The organism is Aminobacter niigataensis (genome assembly GCF_946995915.1).
GTDB classification, from domain to species: domain Bacteria; phylum Pseudomonadota; class Alphaproteobacteria; order Rhizobiales; family Rhizobiaceae; genus Aminobacter; species Aminobacter niigataensis.
The window spans coordinates 2,216,474-2,233,868 of the sequence record NZ_OX341517.1 but is presented as its reverse complement, the minus strand read 5'-3'; the positions used below and the strand labels follow the sequence as shown (position 1 = coordinate 2,233,868).

General features: G+C 63.5%; 20 protein-coding genes. 15 read left to right on the top strand and 5 right to left on the bottom strand.

The window, feature by feature from the left end; translation table 11 throughout:
* Positions 1-236 precede the first annotated feature (236 nt).
* Entirely contained in the window at positions 237-551 is a 315-nt protein-coding gene (locus O1Y97_RS10815) for an accessory factor UbiK family protein (protein ID WP_318763997.1), read from the bottom strand.
* Positions 552-687: 136 nt separating this feature from the next.
* On the opposite strand from O1Y97_RS10815, the gene O1Y97_RS10810 reads away from it, so the two are divergent.
* The 8 genes from O1Y97_RS10810 to O1Y97_RS10775 all read left to right on the top strand — a co-directional run bounded on the left by O1Y97_RS10810 (position 688) and on the right by O1Y97_RS10775 (position 6,996).
* The gene (locus O1Y97_RS10810) at positions 688-936 is read left to right on the top strand and encodes a type II toxin-antitoxin system ParD family antitoxin (protein ID WP_183259895.1); all 249 of its coding nucleotides are present in this window, start codon (positions 688-690) and stop codon (positions 934-936) included.
* Positions 937-943: 7 nt separating this feature from the next.
* Entirely contained in the window at positions 944-1,243 is a 300-nt protein-coding gene (locus tag O1Y97_RS10805; RefSeq protein ID WP_183259893.1) for a type II toxin-antitoxin system RelE/ParE family toxin, read from the top strand.
* An 85-nt stretch (positions 1,244-1,328) separates the two neighbouring features.
* Positions 1,329-2,183, top strand: coding sequence for a prolipoprotein diacylglyceryl transferase (gene lgt / locus O1Y97_RS10800; protein WP_318763996.1), 855 nt, complete (start codon positions 1,329-1,331; stop codon positions 2,181-2,183).
* A complete protein-coding gene (locus O1Y97_RS10795; RefSeq protein ID WP_318763995.1) occupies positions 2,180-3,259 on the top strand; it encodes a class I SAM-dependent methyltransferase in 1,080 nt (359 codons plus the stop codon). Before lgt ends, O1Y97_RS10795 begins: the two co-directional genes overlap by 4 nt.
* A gap of 106 nt (positions 3,260-3,365) precedes the next feature.
* A complete protein-coding gene (gene pgeF, locus O1Y97_RS10790; RefSeq protein ID WP_318763994.1) occupies positions 3,366-4,157 on the top strand; it encodes a peptidoglycan editing factor PgeF in 792 nt (263 codons plus the stop codon).
* A gap of 4 nt (positions 4,158-4,161) precedes the next feature.
* On the top strand, positions 4,162-5,313 hold the full coding sequence (locus tag O1Y97_RS10785; protein ID WP_183259885.1) for a M24 family metallopeptidase: 1,152 nt from the start codon (positions 4,162-4,164) through the stop codon (positions 5,311-5,313).
* Between the two features lie 43 nt (positions 5,314-5,356).
* A complete protein-coding gene (locus O1Y97_RS10780) occupies positions 5,357-5,947 on the top strand; it encodes a hypothetical protein (protein WP_318763993.1) in 591 nt (196 codons plus the stop codon).
* 113 nt (positions 5,948-6,060) lie between these two features.
* Positions 6,061-6,996, top strand: a complete 936-nt coding sequence (locus tag O1Y97_RS10775) for a ribose-phosphate pyrophosphokinase (protein ID WP_108607316.1) — start codon at positions 6,061-6,063, stop codon at positions 6,994-6,996.
* 79 nt (positions 6,997-7,075) lie between these two features.
* On the opposite strand, the gene chrA is transcribed toward O1Y97_RS10775, so the two are convergent.
* The 3 genes from chrA to O1Y97_RS10760 form a co-directional block, all read right to left on the bottom strand.
* On the bottom strand, positions 7,076-8,413 hold the full coding sequence (chrA, locus tag O1Y97_RS10770) for a chromate efflux transporter (protein ID WP_318763992.1): 1,338 nt from the start codon (positions 8,411-8,413) through the stop codon (positions 7,076-7,078).
* A gap of 1 nt (position 8,414) precedes the next feature.
* Entirely contained in the window at positions 8,415-9,218 is an 804-nt protein-coding gene (locus O1Y97_RS10765) for a chromate resistance protein ChrB domain-containing protein (protein ID WP_404801279.1), read from the bottom strand.
* Positions 9,219-9,339: 121 nt separating this feature from the next.
* Positions 9,340-10,104 carry a sulfite exporter TauE/SafE family protein gene (locus tag O1Y97_RS10760; RefSeq protein ID WP_318763990.1) on the bottom strand — a complete coding sequence of 255 codons (765 nt, stop codon included), beginning with the start codon at positions 10,102-10,104 and terminating at the stop codon, positions 9,340-9,342.
* 267 nt (positions 10,105-10,371) lie between these two features.
* On the opposite strand from O1Y97_RS10760, the gene O1Y97_RS10755 reads away from it, so the two are divergent.
* The 6 genes from O1Y97_RS10755 to O1Y97_RS10730 all read left to right on the top strand — a co-directional run bounded on the left by O1Y97_RS10755 (position 10,372) and on the right by O1Y97_RS10730 (position 15,201).
* Positions 10,372-10,986 carry a 50S ribosomal protein L25/general stress protein Ctc gene (locus O1Y97_RS10755; RefSeq protein WP_108607312.1) on the top strand — a complete coding sequence of 205 codons (615 nt, stop codon included), beginning with the start codon at positions 10,372-10,374 and terminating at the stop codon, positions 10,984-10,986.
* A 24-nt stretch (positions 10,987-11,010) separates the two neighbouring features.
* Entirely contained in the window at positions 11,011-11,748 is a 738-nt protein-coding gene (pth, locus tag O1Y97_RS10750; RefSeq protein WP_108607311.1) for an aminoacyl-tRNA hydrolase, read from the top strand.
* A gap of 88 nt (positions 11,749-11,836) precedes the next feature.
* Complete coding sequence (locus O1Y97_RS10745; protein ID WP_108607310.1) at positions 11,837-12,244, top strand: GFA family protein; 408 nt, start codon at positions 11,837-11,839, stop codon at positions 12,242-12,244.
* 92 nt (positions 12,245-12,336) lie between these two features.
* Entirely contained in the window at positions 12,337-12,879 is a 543-nt protein-coding gene (locus O1Y97_RS10740; protein WP_318763989.1) for a dihydrofolate reductase family protein, read from the top strand.
* Between the two features lie 74 nt (positions 12,880-12,953).
* Positions 12,954-14,057 carry a redox-regulated ATPase YchF gene (gene ychF, locus O1Y97_RS10735; RefSeq protein ID WP_108607308.1) on the top strand — a complete coding sequence of 368 codons (1,104 nt, stop codon included), beginning with the start codon at positions 12,954-12,956 and terminating at the stop codon, positions 14,055-14,057.
* Positions 14,058-14,406: 349 nt separating this feature from the next.
* On the top strand, positions 14,407-15,201 hold the full coding sequence (locus O1Y97_RS10730; RefSeq protein ID WP_404801278.1) for an APH(3')-II family aminoglycoside O-phosphotransferase: 795 nt from the start codon (positions 14,407-14,409) through the stop codon (positions 15,199-15,201).
* A gap of 75 nt (positions 15,202-15,276) precedes the next feature.
* Here O1Y97_RS10730 and O1Y97_RS10725 read toward each other — a convergent pair whose 3' ends face one another.
* Positions 15,277-16,032, bottom strand: a complete 756-nt coding sequence (locus O1Y97_RS10725; RefSeq protein ID WP_318763987.1) for an outer membrane protein — start codon at positions 16,030-16,032, stop codon at positions 15,277-15,279.
* Between the two features lie 321 nt (positions 16,033-16,353).
* Between O1Y97_RS10725 and corA the strand changes: the two genes are divergently transcribed.
* Positions 16,354-17,328 (top strand): magnesium/cobalt transporter CorA, encoded by a 975-nt coding sequence (gene corA / locus O1Y97_RS10720; protein ID WP_108607306.1) that lies wholly within the window; start codon positions 16,354-16,356, stop codon positions 17,326-17,328.
* Positions 17,329-17,395: the final 67 nt, after the last annotated feature.

Here is a 17,395-nt window from a genome sequence, read left to right as displayed (position 1 = left end):
GACCAGCGCTGCCGGACTCAATACCCCCCAGCCGGACCGCGCCATCCGGTGCGTGACCCCGCTAAGAATCATGCAACAAATTCAGTGTATTGATCAGGAGTCGCGTGAACAGCCCAATTTTTCGCACTGCCGCATTCGGGTGTGGAAACTGGCTGCGGCGCACATTCATCAAGCGCCGGTAAGCGATTCACGACAAAGCACTTTTTCGGATGGCGCTTTGTGGAAAAGTTAACGAATTATTTCTTTGTACGAGGCTTCGGCGACGCCGCCGGTGAGGCCTTGCCGGCATCTTCGCCGCCAAGGGCTGCGAGTTTCGACTCGAGTGCCTCGACGCGGGCGGCCAAAGCCTTGTTCTCGGCCCGCGCCTTGATCGCCATGTCGCGGACCGCTTCGAACTCTTCGCGCTGCACCAGCTCAAGCGTATTCATCGCCCGTTCGGCTTGCGAACGGAACGCGGTCTCGACCTCGCGCTTGACGCCCTGCGCGGCACCCGCGGCATCGGTCATCAGCTTGGCAAACTCATCCAGGATGCGGTTCGGTCCGGTCGTCATGGCAAACCCTCGCGTTGTCCATTCGACGTAGTAGGGCAAAGGCCCGAATGCAAGGGCATTGCCGCCTGCAAAACGCCGCGGATCTTGCCTCCGCCAATAAGTATTATTACACTTGTTGGACCAAAAGGAACGCGAAATGGCTATCAGTGCCGATCTCGGTGCACACCTCGAAGAGGTCGTGAACCAACTCGTCAGTACCGGGCGCTACAACTCCAAGAGCGAGGTCCTGCGCGAAGGGATCCGCCTCGTTGAAGAACGCGAAAAGCGCCTTGCCGCACTGGATGCAGCGCTGGCCCAGGGGCTCAGCGACGCCGACGCTGGCCGTCTGGTGCCCGCCGAAGACGTATTCGCTCGCCTTAAATCCAAGCTCCGCGCCCAAGGCTGATGGTATCATGCAGGTCGTTTTCGCGCACGCAGCCGAAACCGACCTCGAAGCCATTGTCGATCACATCGCACAAGACAATCCATCCAGAGCGCTGAGCTTTGTTCTGGAACTGCGCGAAAGCTGCGTTGGACTTGCCGAACTGCCATTCGGCTATGCAGTCGCTAGAAGGCTTTCTGGCAGCGACATTCGGCGCCGCGTCCATGGCAACTACCTGATCTTCTACCGTGTGCAGGATGAGCGGATCGAGGTTCTGCGTATCCTCCACGGCGCGATGGACTACGAACGCCTGTTTGCCGCAGACGAATGACATCTCGGTGAGCGGCTGCCCCCTGCCTTGACCCTGCCAAAGCGCTGCCGCATGGTCCGCGCCACCGCTTCGACCGGAGATAGAATTGACTGAATATCTTGCCCTGCCTCTGGCAGCCCTGCCCTTTCCGAACATCGATCCGGTCATCGTCCAGCTCGGACCGCTCGCCATCCACTGGTATGGGCTGGGTTATGTCGTCGGCATCCTGTTTGCCTGGTGGTATGGCAAGCGACTTGTGACCAACACCCGCCTGTGGCCGAACGGCATCCTGCCGATGAAGCCAGAAGCCCTCGACGACTTCCTGGTCTGGGCTGCGGCCGGCGTCGTGCTTGGCGGCCGCATCGGCTACATCCTGTTTTACGACCTCGCCCGCTACATCTCCAATCCGCTCGACATACTCGCCGTCTGGCAAGGCGGCATGTCGTTCCATGGCGGCCTGCTCGGCGTGACGGTCGCCATGTTCCTGTTCGCCCGCAAGCACGGCATCCTTGTCTGGTCGCTGATCGACGTGGTTGCCGCTGGCGTGCCGGTCGGCCTGGGGCTCGTTCGTGTCGCCAACTTCATCAATTCCGAGCTGTGGGGGCGGGTCACAGACGTGCCCTGGGCGGTCGAGTTTCCCACCGGAGGACCGTTCCTGCGCCATCCGAGCCAGATCTACGAAGCCCTGCTCGAAGGCCTGGTGCTGTTCCTCGTGCTGCGCTTCCTTACCCACTCCGGGCTGAAGCTCAAGACGCCGCGCTTCGTCGCCGGCGCCTTCGTCTGCGGTTACGGCCTGTCGCGCATCATCGTCGAGTTCTTCCGCGAGCCCGACCAGCAGATCGGCTATCTCCTTGGCGGCTGGCTGACCATGGGTATGGTGCTGTCGGTGCCGATGGTGCTGATCGGGGTATGGGCGATGCTGTCGGCCAAACCGGTGACCCAAGCCGCAAAGCCGGCATGACCGCGCTCAAGAAGCGCATTTCAAACCTGATCGCCGCATCGGGGCCGATTGGTATCGCCGACTACATGGCGCTGTGCCTGTTCGATCCCGCAGACGGCTACTACACCACGCGTGAACCCTTCGGCGCGGTCGGTGACTTCACCACCGCGCCAGAGATCAGCCAGATGTTCGGCGAACTCGTCGCCGTCTGGCTCTACGCGGCCTGGCAGGCCGCCGGCAGCCCACGAGGTGCGCTGCTCGCCGAGATCGGCCCCGGTCGCGGCACGCTGATGAAGGACATGCTGCGGGTGCTGCGAAAGCTCGACCCGGCCTTCGCCGCCGATGTCGCCATGATCGAGACAAGCCCGCGGCTGCGTGAAATCCAGAAGCAGGCGCTCGCCGCCGGCGGCACGAACATTGCCTGGCACGAAAGCGTTGCCACCCTGCCCCAGGCTCCTTTGTTCATCGTCGGCAACGAGCTGTTCGACGCCATCCCGACGCGCCAGTTCGTCAAGATCGGCGCTGCCTGGCACGAGCGCGCCGTCGGCATCGGCGAGGACGGCGAACTGGCCTTCGTTGCCGGTCCGGCGACCATCGCGGCCGCCTTGCTGCCGAAGGATGCCGAGACGGCTCCCGAAGGCGCGATCTTCGAGTTTGCCCCGGCAAGGACGGCCACCATGGAAGCAATTGCCGAGCGCATCGAAGCCTCGGGCGGTGCCGGCCTGTTCTTCGACTACGGCCACATCGAGCCGGGCATCGGCGACACGCTGCAGGCCCTGCGCAAGCACAAGTATGACGACGTGCTCGCCCATCCCGGCGAAGCGGACCTGACCTCGCATGTCGATTTCGCCGCTCTTGCGACTGCCGCCCGCCTGCACGGTCTCGACGCGCATATGGCGACCCAGGGTGAGTTCCTGCTGGCGCTTGGACTGATCGAGCGCGCCGGCAGGCTCGGCGCTTCGGCGGACGCGGCGACGCGCGAAAAGATCGGCGGCGAAGTCGAGCGCCTCGCCGGACCCGATGCCATGGGCACACTGTTCAAGGTGCTCGCGATTGCTCCCGCTGGCACAAAACTTCCCTTCCCCGCCGTCAGTTGACAGCACGCTTGCCGCTGCCCCACTGTCCGCGCTCGCAACAGCAAGGCGGAACGGCGACGCCGCGCCCGGCCTTGACGAAATCGCATGCGGGGATGACAAGGCGGCAATGCTGAACGACTCGAAACCGGACCCGATCCGGTCCAACTTGCTCGCCAGCGCGGAGGCCAAAGGCATCCGCCACGGTTATTTCACCCGCATCGGCGGGGTCTCCGAAGGCATCTACCAGGGCCTCAACATCGGCGTCGGATCGGACGACGACCAGGCCCGCGTGGCCGAGAATCGCCGCCGCGTCGCCAGTTGGATGGGCGTGGAGGCAGACCATCTGCTCAGCCTTTACCAGGTCCATTCGCCCGATGTGATCGTCGCCACAGGCCCGTTTTCCGGCGACAGGCCCAAGGCCGACGCCATCGTCACCGACCGGCCCGGCATCGCCCTTGGCGCCTCGTCGGCAGATTGCGGACCGGTACTGTTCGCCGATCCTGAGGCGCGCGTCATCGGCGCTGCCCATGCCGGCTGGAAGGGCGCCTTGTCAGGCGTGCTCGAAAACACCGTCACCGCAATGGTTGGCCTCGGTGCCAGGCGCGAGCGCATCCTGGCCGTGCTCGGCCCGTCGATCAGTGCTGCCAACTACGAGGTTGGCCCGGAGTTCGTCGCCCGCTTCACCGAGGCAGACGGCGACAATGCGCGCTATTTCGCGCCGTCCGAAAACCCCGGCCATTCGACGTTCGACCTCAACCTCTACACCGTCGACAGGCTACGGCGCGCGGGCGTGACGGCCGAGGCGCTGAACCGCTGCACCTATGCGGAAGAAGACCTCTTCTATTCCTATCGGCGCACCACGCATCGCAAGGAAGCTGATTACGGGCGGCAGATTTCGGCAATTGCACTGGAGGACTGACGGCATGGCGCTGCATTTCGAACGAACCGAATTCGACGCCCGGCGCGACCGGCTGATGATCGAGATGGCCGAAAAGAAGCTCGATGCGGTGCTGCTGTTCGCACAGGAGAGCATGTACTGGCTGACCGGCTACGACACCTTCGGCTTCTGCTTCTTCCAGTCGCTCATCGTCAAGGCCGACGGCTCGATGACGCTGCTGACGCGTTCGGCCGACCTGCGCCAGGCCCGCCACACCTCGATCATCGAAAATATCGTCCTGTGGACCGACCGCGACAACGCCAACCCGACCCTCGACCTGCGCAACCTGCTCAACGATCTCGGCCTGCTCGGCATGCGCATCGGCGTCGAATACGACACGCATGGCCTTACCGCCTTCAACGGCCGCCGCCTCGACGAGCAGCTCCAGACCTTCGGCCAGATCGTCGATGCCTCGGGCCTTGTCGGCCGGCTGCGCCTTTTCAAGAGCCCGGCCGAGATCGAAAAGGCCGAAAAGGCCGCCAGCCTCGGCGACGACGCGCTCGACGCGGCGCTGCCGCTGATCAAGCAGGGCGGCGACGAGGCCAAGATCCTGGCCGCCATGCAGGGCGCGATCTTTTCCGGCGGCGGCGACTACCCGGCCAACGAATTCATCATCGGCTCCGGTGCCGATGCCCTGCTCTGCCGCTACAAGTCAGGACGCCGCAAGCTCAACAAGAACGACCAGTTGACGCTCGAATGGGCCGGCGTCTTCAACCATTATCATGCGCCGATGATGCGGACCGCACTGACCGGCAAGGTCTCCAAGCGCCACCAGGAGCTCTACGACGCCTCCCTCGACGCCTTGCTCAGCGTGGAAAAGGCGATGACGCCGGGCAACACGTTCGGCGACGTCTTCGACGCCCACGCCCGCACACTGGAGGCGCATGGGCTGACCAAGCACCGGCTCAACGCCTGCGGCTATTCGGTCGGCGCGCGATTCACCCCATCCTGGATGGACATGCCGATGTTCTACCAGGGCAATCCCGAGCCGATCGCGCCCAACATGACCTTGTTCGCCCACATGATCATCATGGATTCGGAAACCGAAACCGCGATGACCCTGGGACGCACCTACTTGACCACCGATTCTTTGCCCAAGCCACTTTCCCGCCATGATCTCGACTTGATCGTGCGGTGACTGCGATGGGCGCTGGGGGGCGTTTGCCATGGAGTACAGGCAGATGAAACGTTGGTTTGTGGCCGCGGCAAGCTTGGCCGCGCTCGTCGCACTTTCGGCCTGCAACAGCTCCAAGGACGTGCTCGAGCCCTCGGCCATCGCCCCGACGGACCAGTCGAACGCGCTGGCCAATGCGGAAGGCACGGACGTCGGCGCGCCGACAATCGCCCCCGCTGCCACAGCGCCTGCGCCACTGTCGCCCCAGGCTGCCGCAATCGTAGCAAAGACGCGCGTCCAGTTCGCCCCCATTGTCGGCACCCCGGTCGAGGCGGCAACCCCGCTCACCCAGCGGCTCGGCATCCGCGCCCGCGAACGCGGCATCACGCTGGCCGGAAGCACCGACACCACGCCGCCCGGCATCATCATGCGCGGCTATTTCTCCGCCATGACCGAGGGCAAGGATACGACTGTCGTCTATGTCTGGGACGTCTACGACCCGGCAGGCACCCGGCTCCACCGCATCAACGGCCAGCAGACTGCGCCTTCCATAGGCAGCGGCGACGGCTGGCCGGTCGTGGCGCCCGCAACCATGCAGTCGATAGCCGACAGCACCATCGACCAGCTCACCGACTGGCTGGCGGCAAAACCGGGCTGAGCCGCGACATTCCGTTCCAAGATGTCGCTTTTTTGGGATTCAACGGCGAGTCCGCTTGCAATACGGCTCAAGGCCGCTAAAAGCCCGCTCATATTCACTTCCAGGATCGGCGTATGAAACTCTTCGCGGGCAATTCCAACCGGGTGCTAGCAGAAGCTGTCGCTCGCTATCTCAACATTCCCCTGGGCAAGGCCAGCGTCAGGCGCTTCGCCGACCAGGAGATCTTTGTCGAGATTCAAGAGAACGTGCGCGGCGAGGATGTCTTCATCCTCCAGTCGACCTCGTTTCCGACCAACGATCACCTGATGGAACTGCTCATCATGATCGACGCCTTCATGCGCTCGTCGGCACGGCGCATCACGGCGGTCATCCCTTATTTCGGCTACGCCCGGCAGGATCGCCGTGCTTCGGGCCGCACGCCTATCTCGGCCAAGCTGGTCGCCAACATGATCGCCCGCGCCGGCGCCAACCGCGTGCTGACGCTCGACCTGCATGCCGGCCAGATCCAGGGCTTCTTCGACATCCCGACCGACAACCTGTTCTCGGTTCCGGTCATGGCCCGCGACGTCAAGGCCAAGTACAAGCAACTTGGCAACGTCATGGTGGTCTCGCCCGACGTCGGCGGCGTGGTTCGCGCCCGTGCGCTGGCCAAGCGCATCGACGCCCAGCTCGCCATCGTCGACAAGCGCCGCGAGCGCCCCGGTGAATCCGAAGTAATGAACGTCATCGGCGAAGTCCATGGCAAGGACTGCCTGCTGATCGACGACATCGTCGATTCCGGCGGCACGCTGTGCAACGCAGCCGATGCACTGCTGGCCAAAGGCGCCACCAGCGTTACGGCCTACATCACCCACGGCGTGCTTTCAGGCGGTGCTGCTGCCCGCATCGCCGGCTCGCAGCTGCAGGAACTGGTCATCACCGACTCGATCCAGCCGACCCAGTCGGTGATGGACGCCCACAACATTCGCGTCGTCTCGATCGGCGATCTGATCGGCGAAGCGATCTCGCGCACGGCAACCGAAGAATCGGTATCCAGCCTGTTCGACTGAGCCTTCTGCCCCGAGCAAAACCATTTCAAAGCCCCGCCCGGCAATCCGTGGCGGGGCTTTTTCGTACACAGGCGCTACTTCAGGTTAGCTGCCAGGCCATGCCGGCAAGCGCCGAGACGGCCAGCACGGCGATCATGTTGGCGTGGAAGCGGATCAGCGCCACGCCCGCAACGATGGCGATGACCGCAGCAAGCCAGTCGAAACTGCCGAAATCCAGCACCGGCAGCGAGAATGCTCCAACCACCGTCTCCCCGACATTGCCGAACAGCACGTGAAGCGCGAACCACACCGCAAGGTTGGCGATGATGCCGACGACGGCAGCGGTTACTGCGGATAGCGCGCTGGCCAGCCAGCGCACGTTGCGCACCGTTTCGACATAGGGCGCGCCGACGAAGATCCACAGGAAGCAGGGCACGAAGGTGAACCACAGCGTCACCGCTGCACCCGCGATGCCGCCCGCCAGCGGGGCAAGGCTGGACAATCGCGCCCCGCCGAGAAACCCGACGAAGACCAGCACCAGGATCAGCGGCCCCGGCGTCGTTTCGGCGAGACCGAGGCCGGTCAGCATCTCGTCCGGCTTGAGCCAGCCATGCACCTCGACAGCCTGCTGGGCGACATAGGCCAGCACCGCATAGGCGCCGCCGAAGGTCACAGCCGCCATCTTGGAAAAGAACGTCGCTTCGGCGGTGAAGACGTGGCCGGGTCCGAGAAGTTGCCACATCAGGACCAGCGGCACGAACCAGATGGCGAGCCATATCGACAACGTGGTGATGAAGCGCCGCGCACTCGGCTTCGTCCATTCGGGCATGACATAGGCGACGTCATCCTCGTCGGCGGCCTTGGCGCCGGCATTGCCGGCAAAGCCCGTCAGATGCAGCAGTGTCCCTATCGCGGCCGCAGCAAGCACGATCAGCGGGAACGGCAGCTTGAGGAAGGCAATGGCAACGAATGCTGCGATGGCTAGGATGACCATGCTGCCGTTCTTCAGCGCCCGCTTCGACACCTTGATCAGCGCTTCGAGCACGACGGCAAGCACGGCCGCCTTGAGCCCGAACAGCAGCCCTTGCACCAGGGTGACGTGGCCGACGGTCAGATAGATCGCCGACAGTGCGGTGATGACCAGCGCCCCCGGCAACACGAACAGCAGCCCGGCCACCAGCCCGCCTTTGACGCCGTGCATGAGCCAGCCGGCATAGGTCGCAAGCTGCATCGCCTCAGGCCCGGGCAAGAGCATGCAGTAGTTGAGCGCATGCAGGAAGCGCGGTTCGTCGAGCCAGCGCTTCTCGTCGACGAGGATCTTGTGCATCAGCGCGATCTGGCCGGCCGGCCCGCCGAAGGACAACAGGCCGATCCTGGCGAAGGTCCGCGTCGCCTCGCCGAATGAAGGAGGCGCGGCCCGGAAAGGCGTCGTGTCCATGTCAGATCGCCTTTGCCGGCCAGTTGTGGGTTTCACCAGTTGCATAGCGGCACCAGCCATAGAGCGCATCGTAAATCGCCATGCCCTTCTCAAGCTGGGCGAGATCGTCCTCTTCGAGTGCCGACAGGCCGAGCGATATCGCAAGCAGGCCCGCCGCCTGCGGCTCGAGATCAAGCCGGGCCGTGTCGGCGCCGCGCACGATGCGGGCGAGGTGCAGAAGTGCGGGATCGGTCAGGCCGAACTCCGAGATCAGGGTATCGAAGGTGCACTCGTCGCCGCGATGCGAATAGTGCACGTCCTTGATGTCATAGGGGATCGCACCCGTTTCGTCGGCGACGTCCTTGACCCATTCGGCCGAGACGAAATGGAAAACCGCCAGCGGATCGATGAAGCGCCGGATCAGCCAGGGACAGGCGATGCGGTCGATCTTGGGGCGCGCGCGCGTCACCCATTCGCTTGGTCGCGGCAGCCCCGGCTCCAGACCAGGCGCCTCGCGTGCCACGACAGGACCGCCGGCAGCCAGCCAGGCATCCATTCCGCCTTCAAGCATCGATGCGTCAGCGCTGGCGGCCAGCAGCTTGGCGAGCGCTATCTCGCTGACATTGTGGCCGTGCCCGCAATAGACGGCGATCCGGCGCCCTGCAGGCAGTTGCGGCAGCCAGTCGTCGACCCTCATGTGGTCGCGCCATAGCGCGCCGGCGATCCGTGTCGGAGCAGCAGCAAAGACCGTCTCCCTGCGCACGTCGACGACCGTCGGGCACCGGTCAGTGCCGACGAGGCGGATCAATTCTTGCGATGAGATCATTCTGGGCATGGCAATTCCTCCGCACAAATGGGCGAAGGCGGAACTTGGGCCACCTGGCCTCACGGGGAGTCCACCATGCCCCCGATACGTGAATTCTATTTGAAAGCGGCGCCAGCTGCAATCATCTCAACACGCCATCCAGGGCGGGCAGGCCGACGATCGCAGCCGTCGCGATCAGCCCGTAGCAGATGCGGCGGAACGTGGCCTCATTGGCGCGGCTGAACAGGCGCGAGCCGATATACAGTCCCAGCGCGAAAGTCGGCCCGATCGTCAGCGACAGCCCCACCGTCTCCAGGGTCAGGAGCCCGGCGATAAGATAACTCACGATCGACAGCACGCTCGAAATCGCGAAATAGAGCACGATGTTGGCACGCACCGTCTGCGGCAGGAAGGCGCCGCCGAGCCAGTATGCAACGACCGGCGGCCCGCCGACCTGTGCCGCACCGGAAAACAGCCCCGAGGTCATGCCGACGGCGGCAGTCATGGTGGCGTGGGGACGGCCGTGGTAGCGCCATCCCGACATCAGCAGCGCGAGCAGCGCAACCACGATGGCGACGATGGCCCAGCGGATCACCACGCCGTCGAGCTGGGTGAGCAGGTAGGTGCCAGTGGGCACGCCAACCGCCGCCCCGAGCGCCATGACGCCGACATTGGCGCGGTCGGCGTTGCGCCAGGCATTGGGGATGAGGCCCGGGGTCAGCACGAGGTCGACAATCAGCAGCAACGGCACGGCGAGCTTCGCACCGACCAGCGAGCTTGCCACCGGCACGAAGATCAGGGCACCGCCGAAACCCGAGAAGCCGCGCGCGCAGCCGGCGACGAAGGCGACGACGACGAGGACCAGGATTGTGCCCGCCGGCAGGTCGAGCAGGAGAAATTCTTGCATGGCTGATTGCGACCGTGAACGACTCGAACGGGCGTGATACAGGCACTGCGGTGTTTTCGCGAGCAGCCACGGCGGCACCACGACCGAGCCAGCGCCCGGGAGCCCCGGCGGTTGCACTTTTGGCCTCCTTCGGATATAGAGCCGCCACCCGCGTAGACACCCTTGGAGGCAACGCGGCGGAAGGCCGCCTCACCCGGCGGCTTTCGACGTTTACGGATCAGGCTTCATGCCAGCCGTAGGCGCTCCATACAACCGAAAGGAAATGCCATGAGCGAAACATACGAGCTCAAGGCCGAAGCACGCGAACTGGTCGGTAAGGGGTCCGCCCGTGAAGTTCGTCGCAACGGTAAAGTGCCTGCAGTTATTTACGGCGACAAGCAGCCTCCCCTGGCCATCGCCCTGTCCTACAAGGACGTCTTCTACAAGATCCATGGCGGCGGCTTCCTGACCACCGTGGCAACGATCGACGTCGACGGCAAGAAGATCAAGGTCCTGCCCAAGGACTTCCAGCTCGATCCGGTTCGTGACTTCCCGATGCATGTCGACTTCCTGCGCGTTGGCGCAAACACCGAAGTCAATGTCCAGGTTCCGGTTCACTTCATCAATGAAGAGAAGTCGCCCGGCATCAAGCGCGGCGGCACGCTGAACATCGTCCGTCACGAGGTCGAGCTCCACTGCCCGGCCAACGCCATCCCCGAGTCCATCACCGTCGACCTCGACGGCACCGACATCGGCGACTCGATCCACATCTCGGCCGTCAAGCTGCCCAAGGGCGTGAAGCCCGTCATCTCCGACCGCGACTTCACCATCGCCACGATCGCCGGCACCTCGGCTTCGAAGTCGGAAGAAGCCACGACCGAGGCTGCTGCCGAGGCAGAATAGCCTTCGCCTCCGGAGGACCCGAACATGCTGCTCTTTGCAGGTCTCGGCAATCCGGGTGCGCAATACCAGAACAACCGGCACAATGTCGGCTTCATGGCGGCGGACGCAATTGCCCGCCGCCATTCGTTTTCGCCCTGGACGAAGAAGTTCAAGGGACTGATCGCCGAAGGCAACATCGCCGGCGAGAAGATCATCCTGATCAAGCCGCAGACCTTCATGAACCTGTCCGGCCAGTCGGTCGGCGAGGCCCTGCGCTTCTACAAGCTCGAACCTTCGGCGCTGACCGTCTTCTACGATGAGCTCGACCTCGTCTCCGGCAAGGTGCGCGTCAAGGTTGGGGGCGGCGCCGGCGGCCACAATGGCATCCGCTCGATCGACCAGCATATCGGCAAGGATTATCGCCGCGTCCGCATCGGCATCGGTCATCCCGGCGTCAAGGAGATGGTGCACGGCCATGTCCTTGGCGACTTCGCCAAGGCCGACAAGGAATGGCTGGAAGTGCTGCTCGACCTCGTGGCCGACAGCACCGACCTGCTGGCAAAGGGCGACGACAACGGCTTCATGAACAAGGTCACTGTCGGGCTGCGCGACAAGCTTCAGCCGACCGGTACTGATGACACCCCGCCGCCGAAAGCCCCCAAGCCGCAGGCGCCCAAGGCCCAGAGCCATATCCGCCAGGCCCGCCCGAACCAGCCCACCGTCAAGGTTCCCGAGACCGGCCCAATGGCCGCAATGCTGAAGAAGCTGCTCGGCAAGGACTGAGGGGCCTGCGAAGACATTCGCCTCCGTTCATGCGATAGGGGCGCGCAATGCCCTTTGATCCGATGCAACCGTCAGGCGAGGTGTCATCGTGCAAGCCCGAACTGCGTCCTGCTCCTGCGGGCAACTGAGCATTGAGGTCGACGGCGCACCGCTCGGCGTCGGCATCTGCCATTGCCTCGCCTGCCAGCGCCGCACCGGCAGTGTCTTTGCCGCCCTGGCCGCCTTCGCTCCGCCCTACAAGGTAACGGGCACGGCAACCGAATACCTGCGCCTCGGCGACAGAGGCTCGCGCTACACCTTCAGGTTTTGTCCGGTCTGCGGCACGAACCTGTTCCACACCGAAGCCGGCGCCGAGAGTGCGTTTGTGGCAGTGGCAGTCGGCGCATTCGCCGATCCGCATTTTCCGCCTCCCGAGGATTCCGTCTACGACTGCCGCCGTCATCCATGGGTTGTCCTGCCTCCGGGAACCAAGGCCTACGACAAGGATCCGGACTGACCCAATGCCCCGTGCGCTCGCTGAGGGCTCCTGACATAACTCCGACAGATCCCATGGTAGGAAACACTCTTTGGCAACAAGGAACGGTTCCGATGGTCTCTTCGGGCATTGACGACGTCATCTACATGTTCGCGATGTCGCTTGACGGCTTCATTGCCCGCGAGGACGGTACGTTTGACTGGCTCGACAACTTTCCACCTGATGACGATTACGACTTTTCCGGCTTCATGGCGTCACTGAGCGGCATCGTCATGGGCCGCGCCACCTATGATGTCGTCCGCCGCGAACCGGAATGGGCCTACGCCCAATACCCTTGCTTGGTTGCCACCTCGCGCCCGCTCGACAACCTACCCGAAAACGCCGAAGCAATGGCCGGCGCGCCAGCCGAAATGCTTGCCAATCTTCGCGCGCGCGGCGCCAAAGGCCGAATCTGGCTTCTCGGCGGCGGCGACTTGGCCCGTCAGTTCATGGACGCCGGCCTGCTCGACATGATCGAGATCGGCAGCATCCCCATAATCCTCGGCTCGGGCATCCGGGCTTTCGGCGGCAAACAGGCCGATCGCTGGCTCGATCTCGCCTTTGCCAAGCCCTTGGCCAATGGCGCGGTGCATACGCAATACCGCGTGCGACGCTGAAAGACTTGACGATCTTAGGCCCTATCGCCCATAGCCCTGAGCAAATTCCGATTTCCCGATAGGACCAAAAGACCATGGGTTTCAAATGCGGCATCGTCGGCCTGCCCAACGTTGGCAAATCGACGCTTTTCAACGCGCTGACGCGCACGGCTGCCGCGCAGGCGGCGAACTATCCGTTCTGCACCATCGAGCCGAACACCGGCGAGGTTGCGGTTCCCGATCCGCGCCTCAAGCAGCTCGCTTCGATCGCCAAGTCGAAGGAGATCATCCCGACCCGCATTTCCTTCGTCGACATCGCCGGCCTCGTGCGCGGCGCCTCGAAGGGTGAAGGCCTGGGCAACCAGTTCCTCGCCAACATCCGCGAGGTCGACGCCATCGTGCACGTGCTGCGCTGTTTCGAGGACGACGACATCACCCATGTCGAAGGCCGCATCGATCCCGTCGCCGACGCCGAGACGGTCGAGACCGAGCTGATGCTCGCCGACCTCGAAAGCCTCGAGCGCCGCATCGTGCAGTTCCGCAAGCGCGCCGCCAGCAAGGACAAGGAAGCGACCACCGTCCTGCCGATGATGGAGCAGTCCCTGACGCTGCTGCAGGACGGCAAGCCGGTGCGGCTGCTGCTCAAGGGCATCGCTGCCGAGGACCTCGAAATTTTGCAGGGGCTCAACCTTCTGACCTCGCATCCGGTGCTCTATGTCTGCAACGTCGCCGAAAGCGACGCTGCGACCGGCAACGAGCACACCCAGGCTGTCGAGAAAATGGCTACGGCGCAGGGCGCCGGCGTCGTTGTCATCTCTGCCGCCATCGAGGCCGAAGTGGCGCAACTGCCCGACGAGGAGGCGCAGGAATTCCTAGCCGATCTCGGCCTCGAGGAGCCCGGCCTGGATAAGCTCATCCGCGCCGGCTACGAGCTCCTGCACCTGATCACCTACTTCACCGTCGGCCCCAAGGAGACGCGCGCCTGGACCGTGCACAAGGGCGCCAAGGCGCCGCAGGCGGCCGGCGTCATTCACACCGACTTCGAGCGCGGCTTCATCCGCGCCCAGACCATTGCCTTTAACGACTTCGTCACGCTCGGCGGCGAAGTTCCCGCCAAGGAAGCCGGCAAGGCGCGCGACGAGGGCAAGGAATACGTCGTCCAGGACGGCGACGTGATGCTGTTCAAGTTCAACACCTAGCCCCTGGCCGTCGCATCCGCATACGAAAAGCCCCGCATCGCGGGGCTTTTCCTTTTGGCGAGTCAGTCGCCCGCCTTTTGCATACGCGCTTTCGACCAACTCCTCATCCCGCAGCGTTAACCTTTTGCTAACCAACCTTGGCTACGGTCGCCGGGAGATTTGCAGATCGTCTCCACCTTTGACCACGGATGTACTGGCATCGGATGTCGAGACGCTAGAGAAAGGTCGGGGTAACCCCGGCCTTTTTTGCTTTTGCGCAGTTCGACGTTGCAGGACACGCGAGAAGACTGAGATCTATCAGCACCTCCATGTCAGCTGCGGAGCCTACTTCATGTCCGCCAGGGAGCAGATGACCCAGCCTTCAACTGTCGAGATCGATCTTCCCTCTACGTTGCGTGAAGCGCTCGCCGGTTACGACTGGCAGCAGCAGACGATCGGCGCCTCAGGTGCCAGCGTCTTCAGGCTTGAGGCATCGGGCAAGTCTACCTTGTTCCTCAAGACCGAAGAAACAGGCGACTTTGCCGAGCTGCCCGACGAGGTGGCCCGGCTGCGCTGGCTGGGTGGGCAGGGCGTACCCTGCCCCGAAGTCATCGTCTTCGAGACCCATGCCGGGCTTCACTGGCTGCTGATGACGGCGCTGCCGGGCGGCGACCTCGTCACGCAGGAGGTTCCTGCTGCCGAGGCGATTGCCATCATAGCCGACGCGTTGCGCCGGCTGCATGCGCTCGACATCGCCTCATGCCCCTTCGACCACCGTCTTTCCAGACGCATCCCTCTCGCCAGGGCACGCATGGAGACGGGCGTGGTCGATGTCGAGGACTTCGACGACGAGTGGCTCGGCCAATCGGCCGAGACCGTGTTCGAGCAAGTGCTCGCGCGCCGGCCTGCCAGCGAGGAACTGGTCGTGACGCATGGTGACGCCTCGATGCCGAACTTCATCGCCGAGGGCGGCCGCTTCACGGGCTTCATCGACTGCAGCCGCCTCGGTGTCGCCGGCCGCTACCAGGATCTCGGCATCCTGTGCTGGAGCATCCATCTCAATCTCGGCCCGGAATGGGTTGCGCCATTCCTCGAGCTCTACGGCCTGCCCGATGCCGATCCGGCGAGGCTCTCGTACTACCAGTTGCTCGACGAGTTCTTCTGAACGGTTGCGCGCCGGCACGAGTCGACAAAAAAGCCTCGCTCAAGGCGGGGCTTCTTTTCATCCTGCAGATTTCCATCAAAACTGATAGTTCACGCCGAACTTGACGGAGTGGAGCTTGTCCCTGAACTTGAAGGGGCTGTCTGGATCTTCAAGATTGTTGTACGTGCTACTGCCAAAATCAGCGTAGAGGTACTCGGCCTTGACGGTCCACTTTTCGGACAGCGCATGCTCAACGCCGGCACCGATCGTCCAGCCAAGCCGCGTCTTGTTGCCAAAGCCGGCCTCGTTGCCGTCAAAGCCCCAATAGCCGTCGTCATTCTCCTCGCCGACGCCATCGAACTCGCCACCGGCGCTCTTGATTAGAGCAAAGGCCAGGCCGCCCTTGCCATAAAAGAGGGTACGATCGGCAGCATAGCCCAACCGACCTGCGGCGGTCCCATAAAATCCGTATTGCGCAAACAGGCCGTCTTCGTTGTCATTAGGGTCAATGTGCGTCTTCTTGATTGAGGCCCAGCCCAGCTCCAGTTCAGGGCCAAAGACCCATGAACCATGCTGAAAATTGTAACCTGCCGTCACACCGCCGACAAAACCGTCGTCTGACAGGCTCATCGTCGCCCCGGGAGTCGCACCACCGTACTCTTCGCCCTCAATGTCGGTGGCAGTCGTCTTGCCGCGCGCCCAGCCGCCAAACGCGCCGACGTAGCCGCCGGACCAATCATAGAACGATGCCACAGGTGCTTCCGGCACGGAGTCACCAACGACGTTATCGGCAGCGATAGCGCCACTTGCCGCTGCAAAGAATGCAGCGGAAAATACCATAATCTTTCTCATGCTAAGTCCCCACAATAAGAATCGCCTCGTAGCACAATCATCTCCGCTATGAAAACTTAAAACAACTTACAACGTATTATCTCTCACCGAATATCCTATACGAACACTATATATCTACTTCAAGACGACATGCGCCCCGTGGCACTGGCCGCACCTAGACCCGCTACATCCCGCCACCTTGCCGATTTGCAACTTGACGTCGCAGCCACCCGGGTCTATCGCGCCTAGGCGCTGCCCCGGTCCTTCGTGACCCCGCCGGCGCAATCCAGCAACCCGGCCCGCGATCGGGCACGATATCAGCTCCAGTATGGGAGACCGGCGATGATCAAGGCATTCGTCGTGGAAAACGATCGTCTGCGCCTTGCAGACAGCATTGCGGCCGAAAAGGACAAGATCGTCTGGGCCGACCTGCTCAATCCGACGAGGGAAGAAGAGGCCGAGGTCGAGCAGTGGCTCGGCGTCGGGGTTCCGACACGCGAGGAAATGGAGGAGATCGAGATCTCGTCCCGCCTCTATGTCGAGGACGGCGCCTACTTCATGACCGCCACCTTGCCCTCGCAGGCCGACAGCGACTTTCCCGTGATGTCGCCGGTCACCTTCGTGCTGCGCCGCAATTTGCTGGTCACCATCCGCTACCACGAGCCCAAGGCGTTCCTGTCCTTTCCGCTGCGGGCCGAGAAGGCGGCGATCGGCTGCACGACGGGCGAGACGATCCTCGTCGGCCTGCTGGAGGCGATCGTCGACCGGCTGGCCGACGTGCTGGAACGCGTTTCGCGCGAGGTCGAGCTGTTGTCGAAGGACATCTTCAACCCGACGGCGACCAAGGCCTCGAAGCGCGACCGCGACTTCCAGGTGATCCTCAAGGGCATCGGCCGCAAGGAGTCGCTGACGTCCAACATGCGCGACAGCCTGACCTCGCTGCAGCGCCTGGCGGGCTTCCTCGCCAGCGCCACCGGGCAGGCCAAGAACGGCAAGGACGCCAAGGCGCGGGTGAAGACGCTGTCGCGCGACGTGGCGTCGCTGACCGACCACGCCTCGTTCCTGTCGCAGAAGATCACCTTCCTGCTCGACGCCACCTTGGGCATGATCAACATCGAGCAGAACGGCATCATCAAGATCGTCTCGGTCGCGGCCGTGGTGTTCCTGCCGCCGACGCTGGTCGCCTCGATCTACGGCATGAATTTCGACCTGATGCCCGAGCTCAAATGGGCGCTCGGCTACCCGTTCGCGCTCGGCCTGATGGTCGTCTCCGCGATCCTGCCGTTCTGGTGGTTCCGCCGCCGCGGCTGGCTCTGAGCCAACGAGTTGCCCCAAGCCGGCCTTGCGCGACCCGCAGGGCCGGTCCAAGGTTATCGTACAAGCT